This window comes from Streptomyces sp. NPDC059906, from assembly GCF_042730645.1.
GTDB classification, from domain to species: domain Bacteria; phylum Actinomycetota; class Actinomycetes; order Streptomycetales; family Streptomycetaceae; genus Streptomyces; species Streptomyces rubrogriseus.
Genome location: NZ_JBHWKU010000010.1, coordinates 217,311 through 244,112 on the forward strand (window position 1 = coordinate 217,311; position 26,802 = coordinate 244,112).

26 protein-coding genes are annotated in these 26,802 nt (G+C 71.3%); 15 read left to right on the forward strand and 11 right to left on the reverse strand.

The features are described from left to right. Window positions 1-28: 28 nt before the first annotated feature. Entirely contained in the window at window positions 29-1,159 is a 1,131-nt protein-coding gene (alc, locus tag ACFV9J_RS18160) for an allantoicase (RefSeq protein WP_385355394.1), read from the reverse strand. A gap of 64 nt (window positions 1,160-1,223) precedes the next feature. Beyond that, a complete protein-coding gene (allB, locus tag ACFV9J_RS18165; RefSeq protein WP_385355396.1) occupies window positions 1,224-2,561 on the reverse strand; it encodes an allantoinase AllB in 1,338 nt (445 codons plus the stop codon). A 263-nt stretch (window positions 2,562-2,824) separates the two neighbouring features. Between allB and allR the strand changes: the two genes are divergently transcribed. Next, the gene (gene allR / locus ACFV9J_RS18170; RefSeq protein WP_385355399.1) at window positions 2,825-3,646 is read left to right on the forward strand and encodes an allantoin degradation transcriptional regulator AllR; all 822 of its coding nucleotides are present in this window, start codon (window positions 2,825-2,827) and stop codon (window positions 3,644-3,646) included. Window positions 3,647-3,668: 22 nt separating this feature from the next. On the opposite strand, the gene ACFV9J_RS18175 is transcribed toward allR, so the two are convergent. Then, the gene (locus ACFV9J_RS18175) at window positions 3,669-3,983 is read right to left on the reverse strand and encodes a DUF5955 family protein (RefSeq protein WP_361016200.1); all 315 of its coding nucleotides are present in this window, start codon (window positions 3,981-3,983) and stop codon (window positions 3,669-3,671) included. A gap of 153 nt (window positions 3,984-4,136) precedes the next feature. Here ACFV9J_RS18175 and ACFV9J_RS18180 point away from each other — a divergent pair, with 153 nt between their 5' ends. Both ACFV9J_RS18180 and aceB read left to right on the forward strand, forming a co-directional pair. Then, window positions 4,137-4,769: an NTP transferase domain-containing protein gene (locus ACFV9J_RS18180; protein WP_385355402.1), complete on the forward strand. Its 633-nt coding sequence runs from the start codon at window positions 4,137-4,139 to the stop codon at window positions 4,767-4,769. Window positions 4,770-4,953: 184 nt separating this feature from the next. After that, the gene (aceB, locus tag ACFV9J_RS18185; protein WP_385355404.1) at window positions 4,954-6,576 is read left to right on the forward strand and encodes a malate synthase A; all 1,623 of its coding nucleotides are present in this window, start codon (window positions 4,954-4,956) and stop codon (window positions 6,574-6,576) included. Between the two features lie 66 nt (window positions 6,577-6,642). Here the strand turns inward: aceB and ACFV9J_RS18190 are convergent, their stop codons facing one another. Next, entirely contained in the window at window positions 6,643-7,557 is a 915-nt protein-coding gene (locus tag ACFV9J_RS18190; RefSeq protein ID WP_385355406.1) for a HipA family kinase, read from the reverse strand. Between the two features lie 88 nt (window positions 7,558-7,645). Here ACFV9J_RS18190 and ACFV9J_RS18195 point away from each other — a divergent pair, with 88 nt between their 5' ends. The 5 genes from ACFV9J_RS18195 (at window position 7,646) to ACFV9J_RS18215 (ending at window position 11,245) form a co-directional block, all read left to right on the forward strand. Continuing rightward, window positions 7,646-8,188: a PadR family transcriptional regulator gene (locus ACFV9J_RS18195; protein WP_385355409.1), complete on the forward strand. Its 543-nt coding sequence runs from the start codon at window positions 7,646-7,648 to the stop codon at window positions 8,186-8,188. Beyond that, window positions 8,185-9,027, forward strand: coding sequence for an ABC transporter ATP-binding protein (locus ACFV9J_RS18200; RefSeq protein WP_385355411.1), 843 nt, complete (start codon window positions 8,185-8,187; stop codon window positions 9,025-9,027). Before ACFV9J_RS18195 ends, ACFV9J_RS18200 begins: the two co-directional genes overlap by 4 nt. A 2-nt stretch (window positions 9,028-9,029) precedes the next feature. Beyond that, a complete protein-coding gene (locus tag ACFV9J_RS18205) occupies window positions 9,030-10,232 on the forward strand; it encodes an FtsX-like permease family protein (RefSeq protein WP_385355414.1) in 1,203 nt (400 codons plus the stop codon). Window positions 10,233-10,237: 5 nt separating this feature from the next. Then, entirely contained in the window at window positions 10,238-10,810 is a 573-nt protein-coding gene (locus ACFV9J_RS18210; protein ID WP_385355416.1) for an FtsX-like permease family protein, read from the forward strand. A gap of 117 nt (window positions 10,811-10,927) precedes the next feature. Then, window positions 10,928-11,245 (forward strand): hypothetical protein, encoded by a 318-nt coding sequence (locus tag ACFV9J_RS18215; RefSeq protein ID WP_385355419.1) that lies wholly within the window; start codon window positions 10,928-10,930, stop codon window positions 11,243-11,245. Between the two features lie 4 nt (window positions 11,246-11,249). On the opposite strand, the gene ACFV9J_RS18220 is transcribed toward ACFV9J_RS18215, so the two are convergent. Next, complete coding sequence (locus ACFV9J_RS18220) at window positions 11,250-11,705, reverse strand: ATP-binding protein (protein WP_385355421.1); 456 nt, start codon at window positions 11,703-11,705, stop codon at window positions 11,250-11,252. Window positions 11,706-11,867: 162 nt separating this feature from the next. Between ACFV9J_RS18220 and ACFV9J_RS18225 the strand changes: the two genes are divergently transcribed. Next, window positions 11,868-12,728 (forward strand): Scr1 family TA system antitoxin-like transcriptional regulator, encoded by an 861-nt coding sequence (locus ACFV9J_RS18225; protein ID WP_385355423.1) that lies wholly within the window; start codon window positions 11,868-11,870, stop codon window positions 12,726-12,728. Beyond that, window positions 12,725-12,910 (forward strand): DUF397 domain-containing protein, encoded by a 186-nt coding sequence (locus ACFV9J_RS18230; protein WP_385355425.1) that lies wholly within the window; start codon window positions 12,725-12,727, stop codon window positions 12,908-12,910. The genes ACFV9J_RS18225 and ACFV9J_RS18230 overlap by 4 nt, the downstream gene beginning before the upstream one ends. A 66-nt stretch (window positions 12,911-12,976) precedes the next feature. Here the strand turns inward: ACFV9J_RS18230 and ACFV9J_RS18235 are convergent, their stop codons facing one another. The 3 genes from ACFV9J_RS18235 to ACFV9J_RS18245 all read right to left on the reverse strand — a co-directional run bounded on the left by ACFV9J_RS18235 (window position 12,977) and on the right by ACFV9J_RS18245 (window position 17,870). Beyond that, window positions 12,977-14,131, reverse strand: coding sequence for a cellulase family glycosylhydrolase (locus ACFV9J_RS18235; protein WP_385355427.1), 1,155 nt, complete (start codon window positions 14,129-14,131; stop codon window positions 12,977-12,979). A gap of 263 nt (window positions 14,132-14,394) precedes the next feature. Continuing rightward, on the reverse strand, window positions 14,395-15,423 hold the full coding sequence (locus tag ACFV9J_RS18240) for a LacI family DNA-binding transcriptional regulator (protein WP_385355430.1): 1,029 nt from the start codon (window positions 15,421-15,423) through the stop codon (window positions 14,395-14,397). After that, complete coding sequence (locus ACFV9J_RS18245) at window positions 15,420-17,870, reverse strand: glycoside hydrolase family 2 protein (protein ID WP_385355433.1); 2,451 nt, start codon at window positions 17,868-17,870, stop codon at window positions 15,420-15,422. Before ACFV9J_RS18245 ends, ACFV9J_RS18240 begins: the two co-directional genes overlap by 4 nt. 272 nt (window positions 17,871-18,142) lie before the next feature. On the opposite strand from ACFV9J_RS18245, the gene ACFV9J_RS18250 reads away from it, so the two are divergent. From ACFV9J_RS18250 to ACFV9J_RS18260, 3 genes are all read left to right on the forward strand, one after another. Further along, entirely contained in the window at window positions 18,143-19,465 is a 1,323-nt protein-coding gene (locus ACFV9J_RS18250) for an ABC transporter substrate-binding protein (RefSeq protein ID WP_385355435.1), read from the forward strand. A gap of 111 nt (window positions 19,466-19,576) precedes the next feature. Then, window positions 19,577-20,551, forward strand: a complete 975-nt coding sequence (locus ACFV9J_RS18255) for a carbohydrate ABC transporter permease (RefSeq protein WP_385355438.1) — start codon at window positions 19,577-19,579, stop codon at window positions 20,549-20,551. Further along, complete coding sequence (locus ACFV9J_RS18260; RefSeq protein WP_385355441.1) at window positions 20,548-21,417, forward strand: carbohydrate ABC transporter permease; 870 nt, start codon at window positions 20,548-20,550, stop codon at window positions 21,415-21,417. The genes ACFV9J_RS18255 and ACFV9J_RS18260 overlap by 4 nt, the downstream gene beginning before the upstream one ends. A 59-nt stretch (window positions 21,418-21,476) precedes the next feature. Here ACFV9J_RS18260 and ACFV9J_RS18265 read toward each other — a convergent pair whose 3' ends face one another. Continuing rightward, window positions 21,477-23,660 carry an MMPL family transporter gene (locus tag ACFV9J_RS18265; RefSeq protein ID WP_385355444.1) on the reverse strand — a complete coding sequence of 728 codons (2,184 nt, stop codon included), beginning with the start codon at window positions 23,658-23,660 and terminating at the stop codon, window positions 21,477-21,479. 4 nt (window positions 23,661-23,664) lie between these two features. Next, window positions 23,665-23,880, reverse strand: coding sequence for a hypothetical protein (locus ACFV9J_RS18270; protein ID WP_385355446.1), 216 nt, complete (start codon window positions 23,878-23,880; stop codon window positions 23,665-23,667). Between the two features lie 180 nt (window positions 23,881-24,060). On the opposite strand from ACFV9J_RS18270, the gene ACFV9J_RS18275 reads away from it, so the two are divergent. Beyond that, window positions 24,061-25,230, forward strand: coding sequence for a sensor histidine kinase (locus tag ACFV9J_RS18275; RefSeq protein WP_385355449.1), 1,170 nt, complete (start codon window positions 24,061-24,063; stop codon window positions 25,228-25,230). Beyond that, entirely contained in the window at window positions 25,205-25,876 is a 672-nt protein-coding gene (locus tag ACFV9J_RS18280) for a response regulator (RefSeq protein WP_385355451.1), read from the forward strand. Before ACFV9J_RS18275 ends, ACFV9J_RS18280 begins: the two co-directional genes overlap by 26 nt. Before the next feature lie 23 nt (window positions 25,877-25,899). Here the strand turns inward: ACFV9J_RS18280 and ACFV9J_RS18285 are convergent, their stop codons facing one another. Continuing rightward, window positions 25,900-26,721: an SDR family NAD(P)-dependent oxidoreductase gene (locus ACFV9J_RS18285; protein ID WP_385355453.1), complete on the reverse strand. Its 822-nt coding sequence runs from the start codon at window positions 26,719-26,721 to the stop codon at window positions 25,900-25,902. Window positions 26,722-26,802: the final 81 nt, after the last annotated feature.

Here is a 26,802-nt window from a genome sequence, read left to right on the forward strand (position 1 = left end):
TGCGCCCCGCGGGTCGGTGTGCGGCGGGTCAGCCGCCCAGTTCCTGGTGGCGGGCGGCGAGGTGGGCCGCGCCGTCCTCGGTCAGGGAGCCGAACAGGCGCAGGCGGGAGATGCCGCCGTCGGGGAAGATGTCCACGCGCGCGTGCGTGCCGACGGCCGTCTCCGGCAGGACGAAGCGGTGGTTGGTGTCGGGCTGCATGCGGGTGCGCGGGAGCACCTCGCGCCACTCGCCCTCCTCGCCGTCCTTGACGGAGACGGACGCCCAGCCGGCGCTGTTGCCCTTCAGGTACGCCGTGTCGATCTCGACGGCGCGGATCTGCGAGCGGTCCACCAGGCGGTACTGGATCCAGTCGTTGCCCCGGTCGCGGCGGCGGCGGGTCTCCCAGCCGTCGTCCATCTTGCGGGAGCGGCCCGGCTGGATGGTGTTGGTGGCCGGCGAGTAGAAGAGGTTGGAGGCGTCCTCGACCTGGCCGCCGTTCTCCAGGGCGACCACGTCGAAGGTGCCCAGCGCGGTGAGCCACGCCGGGTCGGGCACGACTTCGCCGTACACGCGCAGGCGGGCGATGCCGCCGTCGGGGTGCTGCTTGAGGCGCAGGTGCGTGAAGCGCTGCTCGGCGGCGACGGCGAAGCCGTTGGCGGCGTGGCCGCCGACCGCGGTGCGCGGGACGAGGGCCGTCCACTTCACGTCGCCCGCGAGCAGTTCCTCCGGGGACGGCGAGCCCGCGACCGAGGCGCCCTCGACGGAGACGGCCTGCGGGTAGTTGCCGCGGAAGTGGGCGGTGTCGACGACGATGCCGCGGATCACGCCGGGGGCGCCGAGGCGGATCAGCGCCCAGTCGTGGTCCTCCTCGGTGGGCCAGGGCTGCTCGGCCGAGACACCGCGGCGCCGGCGGGTCTCCCAGCCGTCCATGACCTTGCCCTTGTGCCCGAAGTGCTCGGGGTCGAACTCGGCGGGCCCGGGCACCAGCAGGTTCTCGCGCTGGGCGAAGAACTCGTCGTTGGCGGCGACGACACCCGCGCCGAGCTGCCGGTCGGCAAGGTTGGCGTACTGGGTGAAGGGGAGGTCGGCGGTGCGGTAGTCCGCGTACGGGTCGCCGCCCCCGTAGGGGTTCGCGTCGCCGGTGAAGCTGGCCAACGAGGTGTTCTGCTGGGCCGTCACGGTGATCAGGTGTTCCTTTCGGGGCTGTTCGGGGGGTACTGGGTTCAGGGAGTGTCCGGGCACGTCAGGCCCGGTCGAGGAGCTGTCCCTTCGGGTCGGTGAACGCGCCGTCCGCCACGATGCGCTCGCCGCGCAGCCAGGTGGACTTCACGACGCCGTACAGGGTCTTGCCCGCGTACGCGGTGACGCGGTTGCGGTGCTGGAGGGCGGCGGGGTCGACGGTGAAGGTCTCGTCGGGGGCCAGCACGGCGAAGTCCGCGTCGTGGCCCGCCGCGATGGCGCCCTTGCGGGAGTCGAGCCCCACCAGGCCGGCCGTGCGCGCCGACATCCAGCGCACGATGTCCTCCAGGCCGTAACCGCGCTCGCGGGCCGAGGTCCACATGGCCGGCAGGCTGAGCTGGAGTCCGGCGATGCCTCCCCAGGCGGTGGCGAAGTCGTCGGTCTTGAGGTCGGCGGTGGACGGGGAGTGGTCGGTGACGACGCAGTCGATCGTGCCGTCCGCCAGCGCCTGCCAGAGCAGGTCCTGGTTGGCGGCCTCGCGGATCGGCGGGCAGCACTTGAACTCGCTGGCGCCGTCCGGCACTTCCTCGGCGGTCAGGGTGAGGTAATGCGGGCAGGTCTCGACCGTCACCTGTACGCCGTCGGCGCGGGCCTCGGCGATCAGCGGCAGGGCGTCGCTGGAGGACAGGTGCAGCACGTGCACGCGCGCGTTGAAGCGCTTGGCCTGCGCGAGCAGGGTCGCGATCGCGGTGTCCTCGGCGTCGCGCGGGCGGCTGGCGAGGAAGTGGGTGTACTTGGGGCCGCCCTGCTGCGGGGCGGCGGCCAGGTGGTGCGGGTCCTCGGCGTGCACGATCAGCAGGCCGTCGAAGGCGGCGATCTCCGCCAGTGACCGGGCGAGCTGCTCCTGGTCGAGGTGCGGGAACTCGTCCACGCCGGACGGCGACAGGAAGGCCTTGAAGCCGAAGACCCCGGCCTCGTGCAGCGGGCGCAGGTCCTTGACGTTGTCCGGGAGGGCGCCGCCCCAGAAGCCGACGTCGATGTGGGCCTTGTCGGCGGCCACCTCGCGCTTGGTGCGCAGGTTGCCGACCGTGGTGGTCGGCGGGATGGAGTTGAGCGGCATGTCGACGAGGGTGGTGATGCCGCCGGCCGCCGCGGCGCGGGTGGCGGTCCAGAAGCCCTCCCACTCGGTGCGGCCCGGGTCGTTCACGTGCACATGGGTGTCGACCAGGCCGGGCAGGACGACGTGGTCACCGACGTCCTCCAGCCGGGCGCCCGCCGGGACGGGGGCGTCGTACGGCAGCACGGCCGTGATCTTCTCCCCGGTGACCGCGACGGACGCGGCGCGGGTCCCCTCGGGAGTGATGACGCGCGTCGAGCGCAGCACCAGTTCAGCTTCGGACACCCGGATCCCCTTCTCTGCTTTCCACCTGTGCTTGTCTGCCTCTGCCGCCAAGAATTCAACGTTCTGTTGAAGGAGTCTTCACTCCCGCTCCGAGGCCGTCAAGAGGCACCCTTTGTACTGGCATGCCCAATGACCCCGCTCTGGACGTTTCCACAAAGCGGAATTAGAATTCCAGCAAGCAGAACGTAGCTACGTACAAGCCGGTAGTCAACCGGGTGCCGGGTACGCTTCTTTCCTCCCGCCAGCCCCGAAAGGAACGTGCCGTGCCGACGTCCAGCGCCAGCACCACCGACTCCGCCAGGTCCGCCACCGGTGGCGTCCAGTCCCTGGAGCGCGCCTTCGACCTGCTCGAACGGATGGCGGACGCGGGGGGCGAGGTCGGCCTGAGCGAGCTCTCGGCCAGCAGCGGGCTGCCGCTGCCGACCATCCACCGCCTGATGCGCACGCTCGTGGCCTGCGGATACGTACGCCAGCAGCCCAACCGCCGCTATGCGCTCGGCCCCCGCCTGATCCGCCTCGGCGAGTCCGCGGGACGCCTGCTCGGCACCTGGGCCCGCCCGCACCTGGCCCGCCTGGTCGAGGAGACCGGCGAGACGGCGAACATGGCCCTGCTCGACGGCGACGAGATCGTGTACGTCGCCCAGGTGCCGTCCAAGCACTCCATGCGCATGTTCACCGAGGTCGGGCGGCGCGTCCTGCCGCACTCCACGGGTGTCGGCAAGGCGCTGCTCGCGGACTTCCCGGCGGACGAGGTGCGGGCCCTGCTGGGCCGTACCGGCATGCCGGCCGCGACCGACAAGACGCTCACCACGCCGGACGGCTTCATCGCGGCGCTGGAGGAGGTGCGGCGCCAGGGGTACGCGATCGACGACAACGAGCAGGAGATCGGCGTGCGCTGCCTGGCCGTCTCGGTGCCGGACTCCCCCACCGCCGCGGCCATCTCGATCTCCGGCCCCGCGGGCCGCGTCACCGAGGCCGCGACCGACCGGATCGTGCCCCTGCTCCAGCAGGTGGCGGCGGAGCTGTCCGAGGCCCTGCTGACCTCGAACGGCTCGAACGGCTCGAACGGCAGCCCGGCCGCCTGAGGCGGCCCTCCCGTAACGGGGCTCAGCGGCGCGGCGGGTCCCCGAAGAGTTCCACCGCGTGACGGACCTCCGTCAGTCCCGGCGCGAGGGCGCTGACGGAGCCGATCGCGCCCGCGATCAGCAGCAGGGAGCGGCGCAGCCGCGGCACCTCGGGGACGCCGTGCCCCACCATCGCCGCGAGGTCGGCCAGCTCGTCCTCCGCGATCTGGCGGTCCGGGAAGTCGGCGGGCAGCAGCGCGAGTTGGCGGCGCAACCGCGACACCGCGGTTCGCAGCGCCACCACCCTCACGTCCTCGTCGCCGACGGTCACGTGCCTCTGCCCCAAGCTCCGCAACACAGCCCTCCCCCTAGCACTCCGTTGTGCGCGGGCCAGTAAACGCCACCGCGCACCGGACGCGCCACCGCACGGACCGAAATTCAGTCTCCGGAAAGTCGCCGGAAATCCCCTGCACGCCGGAGCGTTTGGCGGCCGGTCAGGTATGCAGGTGCCATGACCGACAACACCGACAACAAGGCCCCGGCAGAAGACCAGGTGGGCGACCGGGTGGCGGGGCTGCTGCTGGCCGCCGGAGGCGGCAGGCGGCTCGGCGGCCGCCCCAAGGCGCTGCTCGAACATCGTGGACATCCACTCGTCGAACACGCGGTCGACGTGCTCCGCGCGGCCGGCTGCGCCCGCGTGCACGTCGTCCTGGGGGCGCGAGCCGAGGAGGTACGCGCGCGGGCCGCGCTCGACGGCTGCGTCCTCGTGGACAACCCCGACTGGGAGCAGGGCATGGGGTCGTCGCTGCGGGCCGGGCTCGGCTCACTGGCGGGGACCGGGGCACGGGCGGCGCTGGTCGCCCTGGTGGACCAGCCCGGCATCGGGGCGGAGGCGACGGCCCGGGTGCGCGCCGGATTCCGGGACGAGACGTCGCTGGCCTCGGCGGCGTACGCGGGCGTGCGCGGGCATCCCGTACTGCTCGGCGCCGCGCACTGGGCGGGCGTCGCGTCGACCGCCACCGGCGACCGGGGTGCCCGCGCCTATCTGAGGGAACACGAGGCGGAGATCGCCCTCGTCGAGTGCGGGGACGTGGCCCTGCCGTACGACATCGACACCGAGGCGGACCTGGTCCACCTTGAGTGAGGAAGGTGGCACCCAGCGCCACCTTGCCTCGACCCGGAGAATCTCGACATCAACAAACCATTGAAGTTCCACGATGAGGAAACTACTATCCACTGACCAGAAGCACTCCGCTGCACGGCGAGTGCGTAATACCCCATACGCACCCTCTGGCACCCGGTGCCACCGCTGAAGGAAGTGACAGCTCATGTCCGCACCAGCGCCGTCCACGCTGGCCATCGTCGACGCCGAGCCCCTGCCCCGGCAGGAGGAGGTCCTCACCGATGCGGCGCTCGCCTTCGTGGCCGAGCTGCACCGGCGGTTCACGCCCCGGCGTGACGAGCTCCTCGCCCGCCGAGCGGAGCGCCGCGCCGAGATCGCCCGCACCTCCACGCTCGACTTCCTCCCCCAGACGGCCGCGATCCGCGCGGACGACTCCTGGAAGGTGGCCCCCGCTCCGGCCGCGCTGACCGACCGCCGCGTCGAGATCACCGGCCCCACCGACCGCAAGATGACCATCAACGCGCTCAACTCGGGCGCGAAGGTGTGGCTCGCGGACTTCGAGGACGCTTCCGCGCCGACCTGGGAGAACGTGGTCCTCGGCCAGCTCAACCTCACCTCGGCCTACCACCGCGCCATCGACTTCACCGACGAGCGCACCGGCAAGTCCTACGCGCTGCGCCCGGACGCCGAGCTGGCGACGGTCGTCATGCGCCCGCGCGGCTGGCACCTCGACGAGCGCCACCTCCAGGTGGACGGCCGTCCGGTCCCCGGCGCCCTGGTCGACTTCGGCCTGTACTTCTTCCACAACGCACAGCGCCTCATCGACCTCGGCAAGGGCCCGTACTTCTACCTCCCGAAGACGGAGTCCCACCTGGAGGCCCGCCTGTGGAACGAGGTGTTCGTCTTCGCGCAGGACTACGTCGGCATCCCGCAGGGCACGGTGCGCGCCACCGTCCTGATCGAGACGATCACGGCCGCGTACGAGATGGAGGAGATCCTCTACGAACTGCGCGAGCACGCCTCCGGGCTGAACGCCGGGCGCTGGGACTACCTGTTCTCCATCGTCAAGAACTTCCGTGACGGCGGCGCGAAGTTCGTCCTGCCGGACCGCAACGCGGTGACGATGACCGCCCCGTTCATGCGGGCGTACACCGAACTCCTGGTCCGCACCTGCCACAAGAGGGGCGCGCACGCGATCGGCGGCATGGCGGCGTTCATCCCGTCCCGCCGGGACGCCGAGGTCAACAAGGTCGCCTTCGAGAAGGTCCGCGCCGACAAGGACCGCGAGGCCGGCGACGGCTTCGACGGCTCCTGGGTCGCCCACCCGGACCTGGTCCCGATCGCCATGGAGTCCTTCGACAAGGTCCTCGGCGACCGGCCCAACCAGAAGGACCGGCTGCGCGAGGACGTCGACGTCAAGGCGGCCGACCTCATCGCCGTCGACTCCCTGGACGCCAAGCCGACGTACGCCGGTCTGGTCAACGCGGTGCAGGTGGGCATCCGTTACATCGAGGCGTGGCTGCGCGGCCTGGGCGCGGTGGCCATCTTCAACCTGATGGAGGACGCGGCCACCGCCGAGATCTCCCGCTCGCAGATCTGGCAGTGGATCAACGCGGAGGTCGTCCTCGACAACGGCGAGCAGGTCACCGCCGACCTGGCCCGCAAGGTCGCCGCCGAGGAGCTGGCCGGCATCCGCGCCGAGATCGGCGACGAGGCCTTCGCGGCCGGCAACTGGCAGCAGGCCCACGACCTGCTGCTCACGGTGTCGCTCGACGAGGACTACGCCGACTTCCTGACGCTGCCGGCGTACGAGCAGCTGAAGGGCTGACGCCGCAGGACTCCGTACGTCCGTGCCCCCGGTGCCGTGCTTCGGCACCGGGGGCGCGGACGTGTGTCAGCCGAGGTGGACCGACCAGTCCTGCTCCGCGGGCGGCTCGCCGTGCAGATCGGGGACCCGCTTCAGCCAGTCGGGCCGGCCCCGCTGCGTGCGCGCCGCGCGGGCGGCGTTCTCGGCGGCGAGTTCCTCGCGGCTCGGGAAGCCGGTGGGCAGCCACTGCCGGGAGGCCCGTACGCGCGCGTGCAGGTAGTCCACGTAGGCGGCGCGCACCTTCTCCGGCGTGTCGAGGTCGCCCTCGCAGGTCAGCCAGGCCTCCGGCACCCGGTCCAGCACCTCGCGCAGCAGCTCCCGCGTCACCTTCGGCGCCAGCTCGGCGTCGGCGGCCGGGAGGTCGGGCGCGTAGTGGCCGAGGGCGTGGTGCCGGAAGTCGTACGCCTTCTCGGGCGGGGAGGCGCCCCAGCGGTGGTGGAAGACGAGGGCCGCGCCGTGGTCGATGAGCCACAGGCGCGGCGGCACGGTGCCGAGGGTGGGCCAGACCATCAGGTTGGAGCTGTGCACCGTCCGGTCGACGTTGACGGTGAGGGCGTCCAGCCAGACGACCCGCCCGGCCTCGCGCGCGTCCACCGGGAACACCTCGGCCAGCTCGGGCGTGAAGTCGGCACCGCCCGACAGGTAGTCCATGCCGAGGTTGAGCCCCGCGCTGGCGTGCAGCAGCTCCCGCACCTCCTGGTGCGGTTCGGCGTCCGCGATCGCCGGGTCGAAGTGCGCGAGCACCAGCTCCGGCACCCGCAGCCCCAGCTCCCGGGCCAGCTCCCCGACGACCACCTCGGCGACCAGCGCCTTGCGGCCCTGCGCGGAGCCGGTGAACTTCAGGACGTAGGTGCCGAGATCGTCGGCCTCGACCACGGCGGGCACGGAGCCGCCGGAACGCAGGGGCTCGATGTAGCGGGTGGCGGTTACTTCGGTGAGCATGCGTCGAGCATATGGACGCGGACCCGCGATTGACTCCCCCATTGTCTAACCGCTATCTATTGAGCGTCTCGGGGAGGGAGGGTGATCCGTGCAGGACGTGGTGCTGGCGCTGCTGGCCAAGGAGCCGTCGCACGGGTACGACCTGCGCGGACGGTTGGTGGCGGCGCTCGGACCGCTCGGGGAGTCGCTCAACGCGGGGCAGGTCTACGTGACGCTCACCCGGCTGGAGAAGGCGGGCCTGGTCGTCCAGGACCGTGAGGACGCGCCGGTGCGCGGCCCGCGGCGCAAGGTGTACGCGCTGACCGCGGCCGGGCAGGAGCGGGTGGCCGCGTGGCTGGCCGAGAGCGCCGGCCCGAGGGCGGACGTGACGGAGTTCCATCTGAAGCTGGTGGCCGCCGCCGAGTCGGGCCTGGCCGATCCGCTCGTACTCGTGGACGCGCGGCGCCGGGAGCTGATGCGCGCGCTCGCCGAGGCCCAGCACGCCGCCCTCGTGCACGACCCCGATACGGAGGCCGGGCTGCTCCTGGAGGGCGTCGCACTCCGGCTGCAGGCCGATCTTCGCTGGCTGGAGGCATGCGCGCGGGCCTGGTCCGCCCGTGCCCGACGTGGGAAAGGCAGAGGAAGCGCATGACGAGAGACGGTCGACGGGCCGGGGGCGGCCGGTCGCGGCGCAAGGGCGCGGTCGCCACCCCGGGTGCGGGCGGGGGCCCGGGAGTCCGCGGGCCCGAGGGGGCGGGCGGTCCGGCGCTGCGGACGGTCGGTCTGACCCGCACCTACGGCGAGGACGAGAGCCTGGTGTGGGCCGTCGACGGGGTCGACCTCGACGTCCCCGCCGGGCAGACGCTGGCCGTGACCGGGCCCAGCGGCTGCGGCAAGTCCACACTGCTGCAACTCCTCGGCGGCCTCGACCGGCCCAGCGAGGGCGAGGTGTGGCTGGGCGGGCAGCGGATCGACGAACTCGGCGAGCGGGCGCTGGCCGGGCTGCGGCGCCGCGCCGTCGGCTTCGTCTTCCAGGACTTCCACCTCATGGACGAGCTGACCGCGGCGGAGAACGCCGAACTGCCCGCGCTGCTCGCCGGCGCGTCACCGCGCACCGCCCGCCGCCGCGCCGCCGAACTGCTGGAGCGGGTCGGGCTCGCGGACCGGGCCCGCCATCTGCCCTCCGCGCTCTCCGGCGGCCAGCGGCAGCGGGTCGCCATCGCCCGCGCCCTCGCCAACGAGCCGCAGGTGGTCCTCGCCGACGAGCCCACCGGCAACCTCGACACCGCGGCGACCCACGACGTCCTGCGGCTCTTCGACGAGTTGCGCACCGCGGGCCAGACGCTCGTCCTGGTCACCCACGACGAACGCGTCGCCGCCACCGCCGACCGCGTCGTCTCCCTGCGCGACGGGCTGGTGACGGACGACACCCGCCTGGACGCCCCTCGTGACGGCAATCGGCTCGGCGCGCTGCTGCGTTGGGAGGGCTGACCGTGGGACGTCTCCTGCTGGTGTGGCGCCTGATCGCGCGCGACCTGCGCCGCCGTCCCGGCGAGGCCGTCGTGTTCCTGCTCGCCGTCACCGTCGCCGGCGCGAGCCTGACCCTCGGGCTGGCGAGCGACGACGCCGTGGCCACGGGGTACGCGAAGACCCGCGAGGCCACCGCCGGGCCGGACGTCGTGGCGGTCACGACGGCCGCGGATCCGACCGCCGTGGCCCGCCGCATCGCGGACACCCCCGGAGTGGCGGCGCAGTCCGACCCCGTCTTCGCCTTCGACACCTACGTCGAGGCGCACGGCCGAAAGGCGCACTCCTCCGTCGAGGGGCGGGACGGCTCGCCCGCCGTCGTGGACCGGCCGCTGGTGACCTCCGGCACCTGGGTGCGCCCCGGCGGGGCGGTGCTCGAACGCGGCTTCGCCCGGGCGCTCGGCGTGCACGTGGGCGACCGCGTCACCATCGGCACACGCGACTATCCGGTCGTCGGGACCGCGATCAGCGCCGCCACCTCCGTGTACCCGTGGAGCGACGCCGCGCAGGGCCCCGGCCCGTCCGACTTCGGCGGCCGGATCTGGCTCACCACCGCCGACACCCGTACGGCGGCCAAGGACACCGACGCCGCCGGTGTCCACCTGATCCACCTGAAGCTGACCGACCCCGCCGCGACGCAACGGTGGCAGAAGTCCGTCTTCACCCCGGACCGCAGGGGCGACGCCTGGGTCAACACCCACAACTGGCAGGGCATCCTCCAAACCGACAGCGCCATGATCAGGAACAGCCGGCCCGCCCTGGTCGTCGGCGGTTCGCTGCTCGCCGTCGCCGCGGTCGTCACCCTCGCCGCGCTCGCCACCGTGCGCTCCGCCCGTGACAACCGGCGTGCCGCGCTGCTCAAGGCCGTCGGCGCCGGGCCCGCCACCGTCACCGCCGTCCTGCTGGCGCAGTACCTGCTGCTGACACTGCTCGCCACCGCGCTCGGTCTGACCGTCGGCACGCTGACCGCGCCGCACGTGGTCGATCCCAGCGCCGGGCTGCTCAACACGCTCGGCCCCCCGGATGCCAACACCGTCACCGCCGCGCTCCTGCTCGCCGTGCTCGTCGCCGCGACCGGTGCCCTCGGCCCCCCCTGCGCGCCGCCCGCACCAGTACCGTCCACGCCCTGGCCGACCCGGCGCACCTGCTCACACGTCACCCGCACCTGAACGCCGTGACGGCACATCTGCCGACCTCGTTCCTGCTCGGCGTCCGGCTGCTCGCCCGCCGGCCCGGCCGCGCCGTCCTGGCCTCGGCCGGCACGGCCGCCACCACGCTGATGGTCACCGCCCTGCTCACCTGGCACGCCGAACTCGATGTGCGGCCCGACTTCAGCCGGTTCGGTCCCATCGACGTACGGGCCGACCAGACCGGTCAGGTGCTGCTCGCCGTCACGCTCGTCCTGGTGGCGCTGTCCGTGCTCAACACCGTGCTCCTCGGCTGGAGCACCGCCGTGCAGGCCCGGCACACCCTGGCCGTCGCCCGTACCCTCGGCGCCACACCCGGCCAGGTCACCGCGGCCCTGTGCGTCGCCCAACTCCTGCCCGCCGTACCGGGGGTGGCGGCGGGTGTTCCGGCCGGGCTCGTCCTGTACTGGCTGTTCGGCACGCAGGTCATGCCGCCGGGAGCCTGGCTGCTCGCCGCGGCGCTGGCCGTACTTCTGACGGTCGGCGCGCTGACCGCTCTGTCGGCCCGCGCCCACACCCGCGTACCCGTGGGGCGGGCCCTGAGCGCGGAACGCGCCTGAGCCGCCGCCGGACAGGCCCCGTACGCTGGGGCGATGGCGCTCAGGACAAGACACAGACGGTGGCTCTTCGGAGCCCTGACGGTTTCCGCGATACTCACGTCAGGGTGTACGCCCCCGGTGGACCCCGACAAGTTGCCCGGCGTGTACCGCAACGAGGCGACCGACGGCGAGATCACGCTCGAATCGGACAGGACGTTCGCCGCCACGCACATCTCGATGGACGGATCCAAGGGCGACGCGGACGACTTCAGCGGCACCTGGGACTTCGTCGAGTCCGAGTACGGCAGCGACTTCGTCTACCTGTCGGTCGAGGACGGCGGACTCGGCATGACGGCCGGTGTCCAGCTCTACACGGGTGACGAGGGAGAGGTGTACTTCCGCACCGACCCCGACGCTCCACCGAGCCTCAGGCTGACCAGAACGGCGGCGCCCTAGGCGCTCAGGGGCCACAAAGCAGCAGGTCCAGCTCCGCGCGGACGGTCTTGCCGACGGGGACGCGGTCGAACACGCCCCACCGGTCCGCCAGCGCGTCCACGAGCAGCAGCCCACGGCCGTGCTCTGCCTCCGGCGCCGCCGTGACCGTCCCCTCCGGCCCGGCCGGACGGCGCTCCCCGCGGCTGTCGGACACGTCGATCCGCAGCGTGTACGCGTCCAGCCGCAGCAGCACCTCAATGTCCCGCCCCGGCACCCGCCCGTGGGTCACCGCGTTCGCCGCCAGTTCGGCGACGAGCAGCGCGGCCGTGTCGGAGACCGCCGAGCCGTACGGGACGCCCCAGGCGTCGAGGCGGTGTACGGCGAGGTGCCGGGCCAGCCGGGCGCCGCGCGGGGTGGAACTGAACCGCTGCACGAACACACGCGCGGTGACCGGGAGTCGGGGGGTGGGGGCTGGTCTCATGCCGACCATCCCACCTGCGGCTACGGTCCGCCACCAGGTCGGCCACTGGTACGCAGGGTCAGCGTACGGGTACGGAGAGTGGACGGTAGGGGTAACCATCCGTGACCATGGGCCCGTTGGGCGGGTTGGCCCGGGTGGGCGTACGTGCGGGAGGTGTCCTGGATGTCGGACGGTACAGGTGGCGCGGGCGGCGCGGAAGCGCTCTGCGGGGGTGGGGAACCGGAGCGGTCGGACAGTCTCCGGACCTTCGGCGAGGTCGTCAAGGCGTTCCGCAAGCGGGCGGGACTCACGCAGGAGGAGTTCGCGCCGCAGGTGCGGTACTCGGTGCCGACGGTGGCCTCGATCGAGCAGGGGCGGCGGTTCCCTCCGCTGGACTTCGTGGAGCGCGCGGAGGAAGTCCTCGACGCGTTCGGCGTGCTGCGGGGTGCGGCACGGCATCTGTCGCGGCAACCGGGGCTGGCGAGCTGGTTCCGGCAGTGGGCGCGGTTCGAGGCGGAGGCGGTGAGTCTGTACACGTATGAATGCCGCCTGATTCCCGGTCTGTTGCAGACCGAGGCGTACGCGCGCACGCTGTTCACGAACCAACTGCCGCCACTGAGTGACGACCAGATCGAGGCGCATTGGGTGGCCCGGGCGGAACGGCAGCGGCTGCTCAAGGAGCGACCGAACACGGCGTTCAGCTTCATTTTGGAGGAGCATCTGTTCCTGCGGCGCACAGGCGGGGCCCAGACCGCTCGGGAGTTGATCGACCACGTTCTGGGACTGGCGGAGCTACGGAACGTGGAGGTGCAGGTGATGCCGGTAGCGCGGAACGCGCACGCAGGGATGGCTGGCCCGATGCAGCTCCTGGAGACACCAGAGGCACGCTGGTTCGCCTACAACGAGGGGCAACGCGGAGGCATGTTCGTCTCCGAACGGAGGGAGGTCAGCGTCCTCCAGATGAGGTATGCCAGGATGCGGTCACAGGCTCTCTCCCTCGATGATTCCCTGGGCCTGTTGCGGCAGATGCGAGGAGCCTCATGAACACGACGGAACCGGCCTGGTTCAAAAGCTCGTACAGCAGCAGCGGCGACGGCGACTGCGTCGAGGTGGCGGCCTGTCCCGACACCGTGCACGTCCGTGACTCCAAGGTGCGGCAGGGGGACCAACTCGCCGTGTCTCCGGGGGCATGGGCCCGCTTCCTCACGTACACGACCAACGACTGACACCGCCGCGCGGCCGAGCGCCCCGCCCGCGAACCTCTCCCGGGCGGGGCGTCACCGTCGACCCGGTCAGCCGTCCGCCGCGCTACCCCGGACCACACAGGACCGGTTGTTCTCCCAGCCCCACCCGTCGCCGTCGGGATCCGAGGCGCTGCCGTTGGCGCAGTACGGGTAACCGTTGGGCGCGGTACCGCCCGTGCTGCCTCCGTCACCGCCGTAGACCGTCGCCGTCCTGGACGTCGCGACGATGCCGTTGCTGCCGTTGAAGATGCGGTTGCCCCAGCTGGTCAGCGAGTTCGGGTCGAAGCCGTTGACCATGTCGAGGTACTCGACCCCGCCGCCGTTGCCGCTCCAGGACCAGCCGATGTAGCCGATGCCGAGGGACTGGGCGGTCGCCATGATGGCGTCCTCGTCGGGGTTGTCGTCGCTGTGCTGGTCGCCGAACTCACCGACGACGATGGGCAGTCCGTTGCCGACGAAGGCGTTCAGGTAATCCTGCACCTCGGCGACGGTGTCGTAGACCCCGTACATGTGGATGGAGAAGATGGTGTTGCGGTCGGGGTCGGAGGCGAAGACCGAGGCCGCGTTGGACCGCATCGTGCCGGACCAGTCCTGGCCCCAGTTGGGCGCGTCGACCATGAGGGCGTGGTCGATGCCGGCGCCGCGGAGCTTGGCGATGGCCGCCTTGGTCGCGTCGGTCCACGCGGTGTAGTTCGTGTTGCCGAAGGGCTCGTTGCCGATGTTGACGACGACGTAGTCCTCCTGACCCTCCAGCGCGCTCTTCACACTGATCCAGTAGTCGGCCGCCTGGTCCAGGCTGGTCGCGGCGCCGTCCTCGCCGTAGCCGGTGGTGTCATGGACCTCCAGGACGCAGATGACCTTGTTGGCCTTGCACTGGCCGATGAGCGTGGAGACCTCGGAGGCGCTCGTCTTCGTCCAGCGGCCGCCGCTGCTGAGCACCACGCGGACGGTGTTGGCTCCCTTGGCCGCGATGTCCGCGATCGAGCTGGTGCGGTCCGGGTACCAGGTGTGGGCGTGGTTGACCCCGCGCATGACGAACGCGCTGCCGTTGCCCTCGACGACCCGTCCGTTACTGACGTGGATGCCACCGGCCGCGGCCTGCGCACTCCCGGCGGAAGGCCCGGCGAGTGAGAGCAGCAGTCCGAGAACGGCCGCGAAGGCCGTACCGGCGGTCGTGATCAGCGTGCTTCGCCGCTTTCGCATGTGTCTCCTCCAGTGACTGCGGACATGCACATGACAACGTTGTCTGGCTTCGTGACCGGCTTTACCGGTTAATCGCTAGGGACCGTAGAGGCAACGGATAGGGCTGTCAATCGTTCACGCAAACGTAAATATGCAGGTCAATAGCGCGCGGGTAGCCCATGAGGGTGCAATTGATGCCCTGGTCAGCAGGTTTAGCGGTTTAGAGCGAGCAAGGGGCGCGACACGATGCCGCGCCCCCTCTTGGCCGTCCGTTCCGCCGTTCTCTACAAGCGAGGCGCCGCCGTCGACGCCCTCGGCACCAGGGACGGTGTCGCCACCGGCTGGGACGTCACGTCCCTGCCCGCCAGCACCTCGAACAGCACCCGTGCGACCTGCGCGCCGAAGCCGTGCACGTCGTGGCTCATCGCCGACAGAGTCGGGTGCGTCAGCCGGCACAGCTGGGAGTCGTCCCACGCCAGCAGTGACAGGTCGTCCGGCACGGAGACGCCCATCTCGGCGGCGACACCGAGTCCGGCGACCGCCATGATGTCGTTGTCGTAGAGGATCGCCGTGGGCCGCTCGGCGGACAGCAGCAGGGAGCGGGTGGCCCGCGCACCGTCCTCGCCCGAGAAGGCCGTCTCGACGTGCGGACCGCCCTCGAGGCCGAGTGCGCTCATGGTCCGTTCGAACGCGCTCGTCCGGATGGCGCTGTGCCCGAGCCCCCGGGGGCCGCCCACGTGCGCGATGCGCCGGTGCCCCAGCACCGCCAGGTAGCGCACCGCCTCGGCGACGGCCGCGTCGTCGTCGGTCCACACCGACGGGAATCCGCCGGTGAGGGTGGGGTGGCCGACCGCCACGGCCGGGAGACCGATGCGCCGCAGCGGGGCGATCCGCGGATCCTCGTGATGGAAGTCGACCAGGATCGAGCCCCCTATCTGCCGCTCTCGCCACCAGCGTTCCTGTAGCCCGATCTCCTCGTCCAGCGAGCCGACCAGGCGAAGCAGCAGGGAGCAGTCACGCTCGGCCAGCACGCTCTCGATACCGGAGACGAACTCCATGTAGAACGGCTCCAGGCCCAGCAGCCGGGCGGGCCGGCAGATCGCCAGGCCGACGGTGTCGACGGACTGGCGCGACAGGCTGCGGGCCGATGAGTTCGGGGCCCAGCCCAGCTGCCGGGCCGCCGCGAAGATCCGCTCCCGGGTGGCGTCGGACACCCCCGGCTTGTCGTTGAACGCGAGGGACACGGCGCCCTTGGACACGCCGGCGGCCGCGGCGACGTCCTTGATGGTGACGCGTACGGACGGTGCGCTCACGCCGGTTCCACGCAGAACAGCGCCGCCCGGACGGCATTGGCCCCGGTGTCGGTCGCGCCGGTGACCCGCAGGCGGAGCTGTTCGCCGGGGAGGAGGGTGCGCAGTCCGGTGTCGCAGACCGCGTCCGGTCCGAGCCGGTCGGCCTGCAGGAGGAGGTCGCGTACGAGGGTGTGTGCGGTTACCACGACCTCGACATTACCCGTCCCGGCACCCATCGGGGACTCCACCGCGACGTCGTAGTGCGGAACCGGGTAGGCGAACTCGCGGTCCGTCACGGGAAGGTGCACGCTGCGCAGGTCCTCGCTGTCCGCGACGAGGAACTCCTTGACGGACCCCTGGGCGGGGGCCAGGTCCTGCGGCACGGTCCGACGGTGCACCGCGCGGGCGGCGACGGTCACGTCGAGCGCGTGCTCGGCCACCTCGGTGCCGTCCGCCCGCAGGCGGCGCAGTCTCACGTGCGCCTGCCAGGGCTCGGCGGACTGGTTGACGACGGCGAGCACGGGGAGGCCCTCGTCGCCGTCGCCCGGCTGGAGCGTGAGGAGCCGGTCCGCGTAGACCCGGCGCAGCTCGTGGTAGAGCGGCTTGAGCCGGCCGTCGCCGTCGATGGCCGCCCAGGAGCTGACCGGCCAGCAGTCGTTGATCTGCCAGACGATCGTCCCCGCGCACACGGGCCAGTGCGAGCGCCAGTGCTCGATCCCGGTGGCGATCGCGCGGGCCTGCACGACCTGGGTGAGGTAGTGCCAGCGGTCGAAGTCGTCCTCGGGCAGCGCGAAGTGGCGCTCCACGCCCCGGTTCAGCTTGCCGTTGCCGTCCTCCGCCTTCTGGTGGTGCAGCATGCCGGGCGAGTCGGGCGCGAGCCGTTCGCCGGGCAGCGCGCGCCGCAGGGTGGCCATCGCGGGCGGCGCCTGCCAGCCGAACTCCGACACGAAGCGGGGCACCGAGTCGCGGTACTCGGCGTAGTCCCGGCGGTTCCAGACCTCCCAGGAGTGGTACGTGCCGTGGGCCGGGTCGTTGGGGTGGTGGTCCCAGGAGCCGGACCAAGGGCTGCCCGCGGTGTAGGGGCGGGTGGGGTCGAGTTCGGCGACGATCCGCGGGAGCAGGTCCAGGTAGTAGCCGCCGCCCCAGGAGTCGCCGCGCAGCTCGGGCTCCCAGTCCCAGTCGCGAAAGCCCCAGAGGTTCTCGTTGTTGCCGTTCCACAGGACGAGCGAGGGGTGCGGCATCAGCCGGACAACGTTGTCGCGCGCCTCGGCCTCGACCTCGCCGCGCAGCGGCTGCTCCTCCGGGTAGGCGGCGCAGGCGAAGAGGAAGTCCTGCCAGACCATGAGGCCCAGCTCGTCGCACGCGTCGTAGAAGGCGTCGTCCTCGTAGATGCCGCCGCCCCAGATCCGCACCAGGTCGACGCCCGCGTCGGCGGTCTGGCGCAGCCGGGTGCGGTAGCGGTCCGGGGTGATGCGGGACGGGAACACGTCGTCGGGGATCCAGTTGACCCCGCGCGCGAAGATCCGTTCACCATTGACGACGAGGGTGAAGCCGGTGCCGTGCTCGTCCGCCGAGCGGTCCAGTTCCACGGTCCGGAAGCCGATGCGCCGGTGCCAGGAGTCGAGGGGCCGCTCTTCGGCCCCGGGACCGGCGGCCTCTTCGACGAGCGCGAGGTCCAGGTCGTACAGGGGCTGGTCGCCGTAGCCGCGGGGCCACCACAGGGAGGCATCGGGGACCTCCAGTGTCAGCACGGCGTGCGTCCCCTGCACCGCACCGCGCGCCTCGGCGAGACCGGCCCCGACGGTGGCACACACGGCGAGCGGGCGGGCCGTCCCCTGCGCGGTCCGCTCGACCTCCACGCGTATCTCGACGCGGCCCGCGCCGCCCTCGACCGTCACCAGTGGGCGCACGTCGGCCAGCCGGGCCGTCGACCAGCGCTCCAGCCGGACCGGGCGCCAGATGCCGGCGGTCACCAGGGTCGGGCCCCAGTCCCAGCCGAAGCTGCAGGCCATCTTGCGGATGTACTGGAACGGCTCCGGGTAGACGTTGGGGCGCTCCCCCGTCAGCGCACGCACCGAGGCCGCCTCGTCGTAGGCGGAGGCGAAGTCCACCTCCAGGCGCCCGTGGTGGCCGGTGACGTCGAAGCGGTACCGCCGGTGCATGTTCCGGGTGCGGCCCAGTTCCCGGCCGTCCAGCGTGACGGTCGCGGCGGTGTCGAGTCCGTCGAACACCAGGTCGGTCCGCTCGTACCCCGCCACGGCGGTGTCGGTGGCGGGCAGGTCGCGGACGTAGCTCCAGGCCCGCTGTCCGATCCAGGCCACGTCGGGTTCGTTGACGCCGAGGAAGGGGTCCGGGATCAGGCCGGCCGTGAGCAGGTCGGCGTGGACGCAGCCGGGGACCTGGGCGGGCAACGGGTTGTCGCTGTGGCTCAGGCTCCAGCCCTCGGCGAGCGAGAGGACTTCCTTCATGTACGGCTCCTTCTGCGGGACGGGCCCGGTGTCGTATGCAACGCGGCTCAACCTAACCCCACAGAAGTGAACCGGTCTAGCCCTCCTTCCTCGGTAGAAGCCGTCACGGAGGCCCAGTTGGCGCATGGAGAGCCCGCGTCAGCCCCTCACCTTAGGTAACGATTGAGTATCGCGAACGTTTGGGAAGCTTTACCGGTTCACGAGCGGCTGACATAGTCGCCGTCAACCACCACCGGAGCCCGAGCCGTAATCCTTGGAAAGGAGCTGGGCACATGGGGAAGAGGACGCTGAGCGTCGCACTGCTCGCCACCGCGATGCTGACCGTTGCGGGGTGCAGCGGAGGGGGCAGCGCGGACGCCGGCGAAACCGCCGCCGCGCCGGTCAACCCGGACGGCGTCTCGGGGGACATCACCGTGCTCACGAACCGCACCGACCTCGTCGAGGACGGGACGATGAAGAAGTACGCCGCCGAGTTCAACAAGACCTACCCCGACGTGAAGGTCGAGTTCGAGGGCCTCACCGACTACGAGGGCGAGGTCAAGATCCGCATGAACACGGAGGACTACGGCGACGTCCTGCTCATCCCGTCGGCGGTCGCCAAGGGCGACTACCCCAAGTTCTTCGCACCGCTCGGCGAGACGTCCTCGATGAAGCCCAAGTACCGCTTCACCGACAAGACCGACGTCGGCGGCAAGACCTACGGCATCGCCACCTTCGGCACCGCCAACGGCCTGGTCTACAACAAGGCGCTGTGGAAGAAGGCCGGGATCACCGACTGGCCGACGACGACCGAGCAGTTCCTCGACGACCTCAAGGCCGTCAAGGACAAGACCGGCGCGACCCCGTACTACACCAACTTCAAGGACGGCTGGCCGCTGGAGAGCCCCTGGACCAACAGTGTCGGCTCCATCAGCTGCGACACCCAGGGCCACGACAAGCTCGCCGACATGGACAAGCCGTGGGCCGAGGGCAACGACCTCAACGCCCTCGACACCCTGCTCTACGACATCGTCCACGAGAAGCTGTCGGAGAAGGACCCGGCCACCACCAACTGGGAGAGCTCCAAGACCCTCCTGGCCAAGGGCAAGGTGGGCAGCATGGTGCTGGGCTCCTGGGCCATCAACCAGATGCGAGACGCGGCCGAGAAGGCCGGCCAGAACCCCGACGACATCGGCTTCATGCCTCTCCCGTCCCAGAAGGACGGCACGTTCTGCTCCACTCTGGTCTCCGACTACCAGCAGGCCGTCAACATCCACTCCGCCCACAAGGAAGCCGCCCGGGCGTGGATCGACTGGTTCACCGAGAAGTCCGGGTACGCGGCCAAGGAGGGCGCCGTCTCCGCCCTGAAGGCCGAGGGGATGCCGGCGACCCTCAAGGACTACGTTGACAACGATGTCAAGATGATTGAGCGCTCCGCGGCGCGGACGGCCGAGGTCGACGCCGTCGACAACGCCTCCGAGATCGGACTCAACAAGCCGGACTACCGCAAGAAGCTCATCGACATCGCCCGCGGCGCCACGGACGGTTCCCTCGAGGGCTACTTCGACGACCTGAACAAGCGCTGGTCCGAGGCCAGGCAGACGGTCGGCTCCTGACCCCGGCACCCGTCTGAACCCAGCACCCGCCGGGTCCCCTCCCGCCTCCCCGGTCGACGGGGACCCGGCGCCCGGTGCCCTCAGCGGACGACGAAAGGCCCTGGCTCCGCAATGACCCGAACCGCTTCCACCGCGTCACCACCCGCCCCGGCCGCCGCGCCGGGCCGGACCGGAAAACGACCCTCCCGGCGCCGCGCACGGGCCGGCTCCTCGTGGCGCGGCCGGCCGCTGCGCAAGCTCACCCCGTGGCTGTTCCTGCTGGCGCCCCTGGCCCTGCTGATCACGTTCACCTACGTGCCGGTGGGCAACATGATCTACTACAGCTTCACCGACTGGGACGGCATCAGCCCCGACCGCGCCTACGTCGGGGCGGACAACTACACCGAGATCTTCACCCGGCCCGAGCTGTTCCGGGTGTTCGCGGTGAGCTTCTACTACCTCGCGGCATCCGTCGTGCAGATCGTCATCGCCCTGTACTTCGCCGCCGTCCTCAGCTTCGACCTGCGCTTCAGGAACCTGTTCAAGGGCATCCTGTTCTTCCCCTATCTGATCAACGGCGTCGCGATCGGCTTCGTCTTCCTGTACTTCTTCCAGGACGGCGGCACGCTCGACTCGGTCCTGTCCTGGTTCGGCGTCGGCACCGACCACGCCTGGCTGGGGTCGCCGCAGTCGGCCAACACCTCCATGGCGGGCGTGTCCGTCTGGCGCTTCACCGGCCTGAACTTCGTGCTGTTCCTGGGCGCGATCCAGTCGATCCCCGGCGAGCTCTACGAGGCCGCGCAGCTCGACGGCGCCGGCCGCTGGAAGCAGTTCCGGCACATCATCGCGCCGAGCATCCGGCCGGTGCTGAGCCTGAGCGTCATCCTGGCGATCTCCGGCTCCCTCTCCGTCTTCGAGATCCCGTACATCATGACCGGCGGTGCGACGGAGACGTCGACGTTCGTCATCCAGACGGTGAAGTTCGCCTTCCAGTTCAACAAGACCGGCCTGGCCTCGGCCTGCGCCGTGGTGCTGCTGGCGATCATCCTGGTGATCACCTGGATCCAGCGCCGCCTCGTGCCCGACGAGAAGGTGGATCTCGTATGACCCTCACCGCCCCCGCCCGCTCCCGGGAACAGGCACGCCGCCGCCCGCGCGTCAGCACCGCACTGACGTACCTGTCGCTGGTCGTCGCCTCGCTCGTGGTACTGCTGCCGCTCGCCGTGGTCTTCCTGACCTCACTCAAGTCCTACGGGGAGATCTCCGAGGGCCAGGGCGCGCTCGCCCTGCCGGACGACTGGCTCAACTTCTCCAACTACGCCACGGCCTTCAACGACGGCCACATGCTGAAGGCCTTCGGCAACACGGCCTTCATCCTGCTGTTCTCCATCACCGGCACCGTGATCATCGGCTCGATGACCGCGTACGCCATCGACCGCTTCGACTTCCGCTTCAAGAAGCTCGTCATGGCGCTGTTCCTGATCGCCACGCTGGTGCCGGCCGTGACGACGCAGGTCGCCACCTTCCAGGTCGTCAACAGCTTCGGGCTGTTCAACACCCGCTGGGCCCCGATCCTGCTGTACATGGGCACGGACATCGTGGCCATCTACATCTTCCTGCAGTTCATCCGCGGCATCCCCCGGTCGCTCGACGAGGCCGCGCGGCTCGACGGCGCCAACTCCTTCACCATCTACCGGAAGATCATCTTTCCGCTGCTGAAGCCCGCCATCGCGACCGTGGTCATCATCAAGGGCATCACCACGTACAACGACTTCTACATCCCCTTCCTCTACATGCCCGACGAGGATCTCGGCACCATGTCGACCGCCCTGTTCCGGTTCAAGGGCCCCTTCGGGGCGCACTGGGAGAACATCTCCGCCGGGGCCGTCCTCGTCATCGTGCCGACCCTGGTGATCTTCCTGTTCCTCCAGCGCTACATCTACAACGGCTTCGCGCAGGGGGCCACGAAGTAGCAGGGCCGGCGGCCAGGGGGCGCGGCCCGGCGACTGGACGGGCCGCGCCGGGCCGCGGGTCAGCCGTGTTCCGGGGATTCGATGGACATCCTGGGCAGTTTTCGGGCCAGTGGTGCGGGCAGCCACCATGCCCACTTGCCGAGCATCTGCATGACGGCAGGCACGATCAGGCAGCGGATGACCACGGCGTCGAGGAGGATGGCGACGGCCAGGCCGAGCCCGAACTGCTGGAGCATGCGGTCGGGGCTGAGGACGAACGCCCCGAAGACGAACATCATGATGCCGGCGGCGGCGGTGATGACCTTGCCGGTGGCAGCGAGTCCTTCCCGTACGGATTGCGCGGGGTCCTTGGTGCGTGTCCATTCTTCGTGGATGCGTGAGACGAGGAAGACCTCGTAGTCCATGGAGAGCCCGAAGACGATCGCGAAGATCAGCGCGGGGATGAACGCCTCGACGGGACCGGGCTGGGCGCCGAACCAGCCGTGCTGGAACACCAGCGTGATCACGCCGAGCGCGGCCGAGATGGACAGCAGGTTCAGGACGGCGGCCTTGACGGGGATCCAGATGGACCGGAAGACCAGCAGGAGCAGGATGGAGGAGACACCGACCACGACGGCGACGAACAGCGGCAACCGGTCGGCGAGGGTCTCGGAGACGTCCTGGGAGGCGGCGGTGGCACCACCGACCAGCACCTCGGCGCCGGTGGTGTGTTCCAGCGGTGGGGCCACGTCGTCGCGCAGGTGGTGGACGAGGTCCACGGTGCCGGTGGACTGCGGAGAGGTCGTCGGGTAGACGAAGACGGTGGACAGGGCGCCGTCCTCGGAGGGCATCGCCGGACTGGCCTCGGCGACGCCGTCGGTGGTGGCGAGCTGGGCCTGGACGGCCTGGCCCGCTTGCCGGTCGCCCTTGACCAGGACGATGAGCGGGCCGTTGAAGCCGGGGCCGAAGCCCTCGGCGAGCAGGTCGTAGGCGTGCCGGGAGGTGGTGTCCTTCGCGTCGTTCCCGGAGTCGGCGAAGCCCAGGCGCATGCCCAGGGCCGGTGCGGACAGGGCCAGGAGTGCGATGACGCCGACCAGCAGGGTCGGGATCGGGCGGCGCTGCACGGCGCCCGCCATGGCCCGCCAGCGGTTGCCTTCGGTCGTGCCCTTCTTCGCGGCCTTGGCCCGCTGCTTGAGGACATGGCGCTGGATGCGGTCGCCGAACAGGGCGAGGAGGGCGGGCAGCAGGACCAGGGAGGCGGCGATCGTGACCAGGACGGTGACGGCCACCGCCAGGGCGATGCCCTGCAGAGAGCCGAACCCGAGGGCGACCAGGCCGAGGAGGGCGACGATGACGGTGCAGCCGGCGAAGAAGACCGTGCGTCCGGCGGAGCCGAGGGCCTTGCGGCCCGCCTCGTCGGGCTCGGCTCCCGCCAGGAGTTCGTGACGGTAGCGGTAGAAGATCAGCAGGGCGTAGTCGACGCCGACGCCGAGCCCGATGAGCATGAGGATGGGAGGGGTGAAGTCGGCGACGGTGAAGATGTGCGAGGCCAGGCCGATCAGGCCGATGGCGCCGCCGACCGCGAACAGCGCGGTGATCAGGGGCAGCGATGCCGCCAGGAGCGAGCCGAACAGCAGCACCAGGATGACCAGGGCGGCCACGATCCCGGTCAGTTCCGCGGTCGGCGGCGCCTGGTCCTCGGCGTTGCGCGCGGCCTCCCCGCCGACCTCGACCTGGAGGTCGTCGGTGGCGATGTGCTGGGCGACGTCGAGGATTTCGGCGACGTCCTGCTTGGGGACCTCCTCGGCCTTGCCGTCCAGCGTGACGGAGGCGTAGGCGATCGTGCCGTCCTCGGAGACCGCCGCAGCGTCGGCGAAGGGGCTGCGCACGTCGGCGACCCCGGCCAGCTGCCTCACCTCGGCCAGCATCGGCTCGACGCGGTCCTTGTCGCTCCGGACGCCCGCGGTGTCCTTGAAGACGATCTGGATGCTGTCGCCCGCCTGGTCACTGCCGTGCCGCTCGAACAGGTCGGTGGCCCGCTGGGAGTCGGTGCCCGGCAGCGTGAAGTCGTTCCGGTACGCGGAGCCGGCCGCGGTGGAGCCCAGCGTGATGGCGGCCACGACCGCCACCCACAGGACGAGAGCCGCCCAGCGGTGGCGCTGTGCCCAGCCGGCCAGGGCGCCGAACCGGCCCTGGGGTGCGGACGTGCCGGCTCCCGGCGGGGGCGGGGCGAGGGGCGCGGCGGAGCCGCGAGGGGAAGACATGGGCCTACCTCTGGTCGGAACGGGTGTTGCCTGGAGTCACCGCCGCGCCCACCACTGCTCCGGCGAGCGCGGAGACACCGACTGCGAGTCCGGCGAACAGGCCACTGACCGTGATCGGGAGCGTTCCGGCAGCGGTGACCAGCAGGATTCCGGCCGCGGCACCCACGAGCGCGCCGACGACGGCGGCACTGATCCGGGTGGGGGCGAGGGGCGACGACATGTCTTCGATCCTGCTGGCCGCACCGGGCGCGGGCGTCGGCCCCCGGCTGACAGTCAAGGCGGGGGACGTACACCCGCCGGTGTACGGCCCCCGCCCCCGCGTACTCCTCCAGCACGCACCCCGAGCCCAAAAGGCAACATAATCCACCAGGTCGTGGCGTGCTCCGGGCAGTATGGAGCAGTGCCGTACCTCGACGTCTCCCGCCTCCGCCTGCCCACCGGCCCGCGTGCCGACCTGGCTCTGGCCGGAGTCGTCCTGGCTCTGGCGGGCGTGGCCGAGGGGCAGCGCCTCGGTGCGGACTGGGACGCGAGCCCCTCGGTGATCGGCTCCTGGCTCCTGGCCGCGGCGGTGTGCGCGGTACTGCCGCTGCGCCGCCGCCACCCGGCGGCGGTCGGCTGGTGCACCGTCCTCGGCACCGGCGCCTATTACCTGCTGAGCAGCGTCGACGGCCCACTCGTGGTGATCCCGATCGCGGCCCTGTACACGCTGGCGGCCCTTGGACGGATCCAGACGTCGGTCGCCATGGCCGCGGTCATGGTGATCGGCGTGGGCGCGGGAGCGCTGGTCGGTACCGGGGACGTCACCGGCACGGCGGTCTTCATGCTGACGGGCTGGCTGGTGGCGGTGGTGGCGCTGGGCGCGATGCGCCACGACCGGCTCGCCTACGCCGAGGAGCAGGCCAGGGGGCGCGCCACCCAGGAGCGGCTGCGCATCGCCCGCGAACTGCACGACGTCGTCGGCCACACCATGTCGATGATCCACGTGCAGGCGTCCGCCACCCTGCACCGGCTGCCGAAGAACCCCGGCCTGGCCGAGGAAGCTCTGACCGCGATCAAGCAGAGCAGCAGGGACGGCCTGCGAGAACTCCGCGCCACCCTGGGCGTCCTGCGCCAGGTCGACGAAGCGGCACCCACCACGCCCGCACCCGGGTTGTCCCGGATCGACGAGCTGATCTCCACGGCGGCCCGGGCCGGCTTGGAGGTCCGCCTCGAGCGCGCGGGAGCCGACGCCCCACTGCCGGCCGCGGTGGACCTCGCCGCCTATCGCATCGTGCAGGAATCACTGACCAACGCCGTCCGGCACAGCGGCGCCCGGCGCGTCGTCGTCGGCCTGCACCGCGATCGGCGGGCCCTGGTCCTCTCGGTCACCGACGACGGCCCGGGACCGGCCCGCGCGGGGCACGGCAGCGGCATCGCGGGCATGGCCGAACGGGCGCGCGCCCTGGGCGGCACCCTGAGCGCCGAACCGGGCCGCGCAGGCGGTTTCACGGTCCGGGCCCGACTACCGTTGCCGGACCACCACGAGCCGATCGGCGGAGCAGCTGATGATCAGGATCCTGCTGGCGGATGACCAGCGCCTCGTGCGCGCGGGACTCCGCGGCATCCTCGACGACGAGGACGACCTACACGTCGTCGCCGAAGCCGCCGACGGGCGCGCCGCCGTCGCCGCGTGCCGGGAACTGCGGCCCGACGTGGTGCTGATGGACATCCGGATGCCCGGCATGGACGGCCTCGAAGCGGCCCGCCGCATCGCCGCCGACGAGCACCTGGCAGCGGTGAAGGTGGTGATGCTCACCACCTTCGACCTCGACGAGTACGTGTACGGAGCCCTGCGCCGCGGCGCCACGGGCTTCCTGCTCAAGGACACCGAACCGGCCGAACTGCTGCACGCGGTCCGGGTCGCCGCGCGCGGCGACGCGCTCATCAGCCCCTCGGTCACCCGTCGGCTGATCGCCGAGTTCGCCGACCGCCCGGACCACGCCCGACCGCCCGACCAGCGGCTCGACGCCCTGACCAGCCGCGAACGTGAGGTCATGCGGCTGATCGCCGCCGGTCACACGAACGACGAGATCGCCGCGGAGCTGGTGGTCTCCCCACTGACCGCGAAGACCCACGTCAGCCGGATCCTGGCCAAACTCGGTGCCCGCGACCGGTCCCAGGTCGTGGTCATGGCCTACGAGTACCGCATGGTCAGCCCCGGCTGGCTCACGGACTGAACCCACGGGGCGGGCCTGCCCGTTCAGGACTTGAGCAGACTCTCGCTCAGCTCCCAGAGCCGCTGGGCCGACTGCGGGTCGATGGAGTGGGACGCGGCGTCGGAGGGGACGTCGTCCGCCGTCACCGGCCTCACCTCGTCGTCGAGCGGGGAGATGTCGTTGTCCTTGAGGTAGACCCCGCCGATGGCGGCCAGCAGAGGGCTGGTTGCCGCGAACACGATGGTGGCCGCGCCCTGTTGGGGCGTCTTCTTGCCCCGGTCGGGGTCGATGACCGGTCGGCCGGACTCGTCGATCAGCCCCTGGGCGAGCAGGGCTTCCCTGCCCGCCGAGCCGTTCAGAGCCGTGCCGGCGATCACGCCGGGGTGCACGGCGTAGCCGCGAATGCCGTCCTCGGCCCAGCGGCGGTCCAGTGCGACCGCGAAGAGCACGTTCGCGAGCCTGGACTGGGCGTATGCCACGCCCTGGTGGTACTCGCCACGCCGGAAGCCGGGGTCGTCCCAGCGGATCTCGCCGAATCGCTGGGCCCCGGAGGACACGTTGACGACGCGCGACCCGGCGGCGGCGCGGAGGGCGGGGTGCAGGGCGAGGGTCGGCTGGAAGTGGCCCAGATGGTTGGTCGCGAACTGCACCTCGTGGCCGCGCGCATCGCGTTCGAGCTGCCTCGGAGGTGTTGCGCCGGCGCAGTTGACCAGGATGTGCAGCGGACGGCCGGTTGTCAGCCAGTGGTCGGCGAACGTGCCGATCGATGCCGGGTCGAGCAGGTCGAGCCGGCCGGTCTCGACGCCGCCGAGCCCGGCCTCGGCCAGGGCGGCCGCGGCCCGCTCCGGAGCGCGTGCGGCGTACATGCCGGTCAGATCGAGGCCGGCGATGACTTCCCCGGCCGTCGAGGCGGCGGTGAATCCTGATCCGACGGGTGCTGCCTGTGT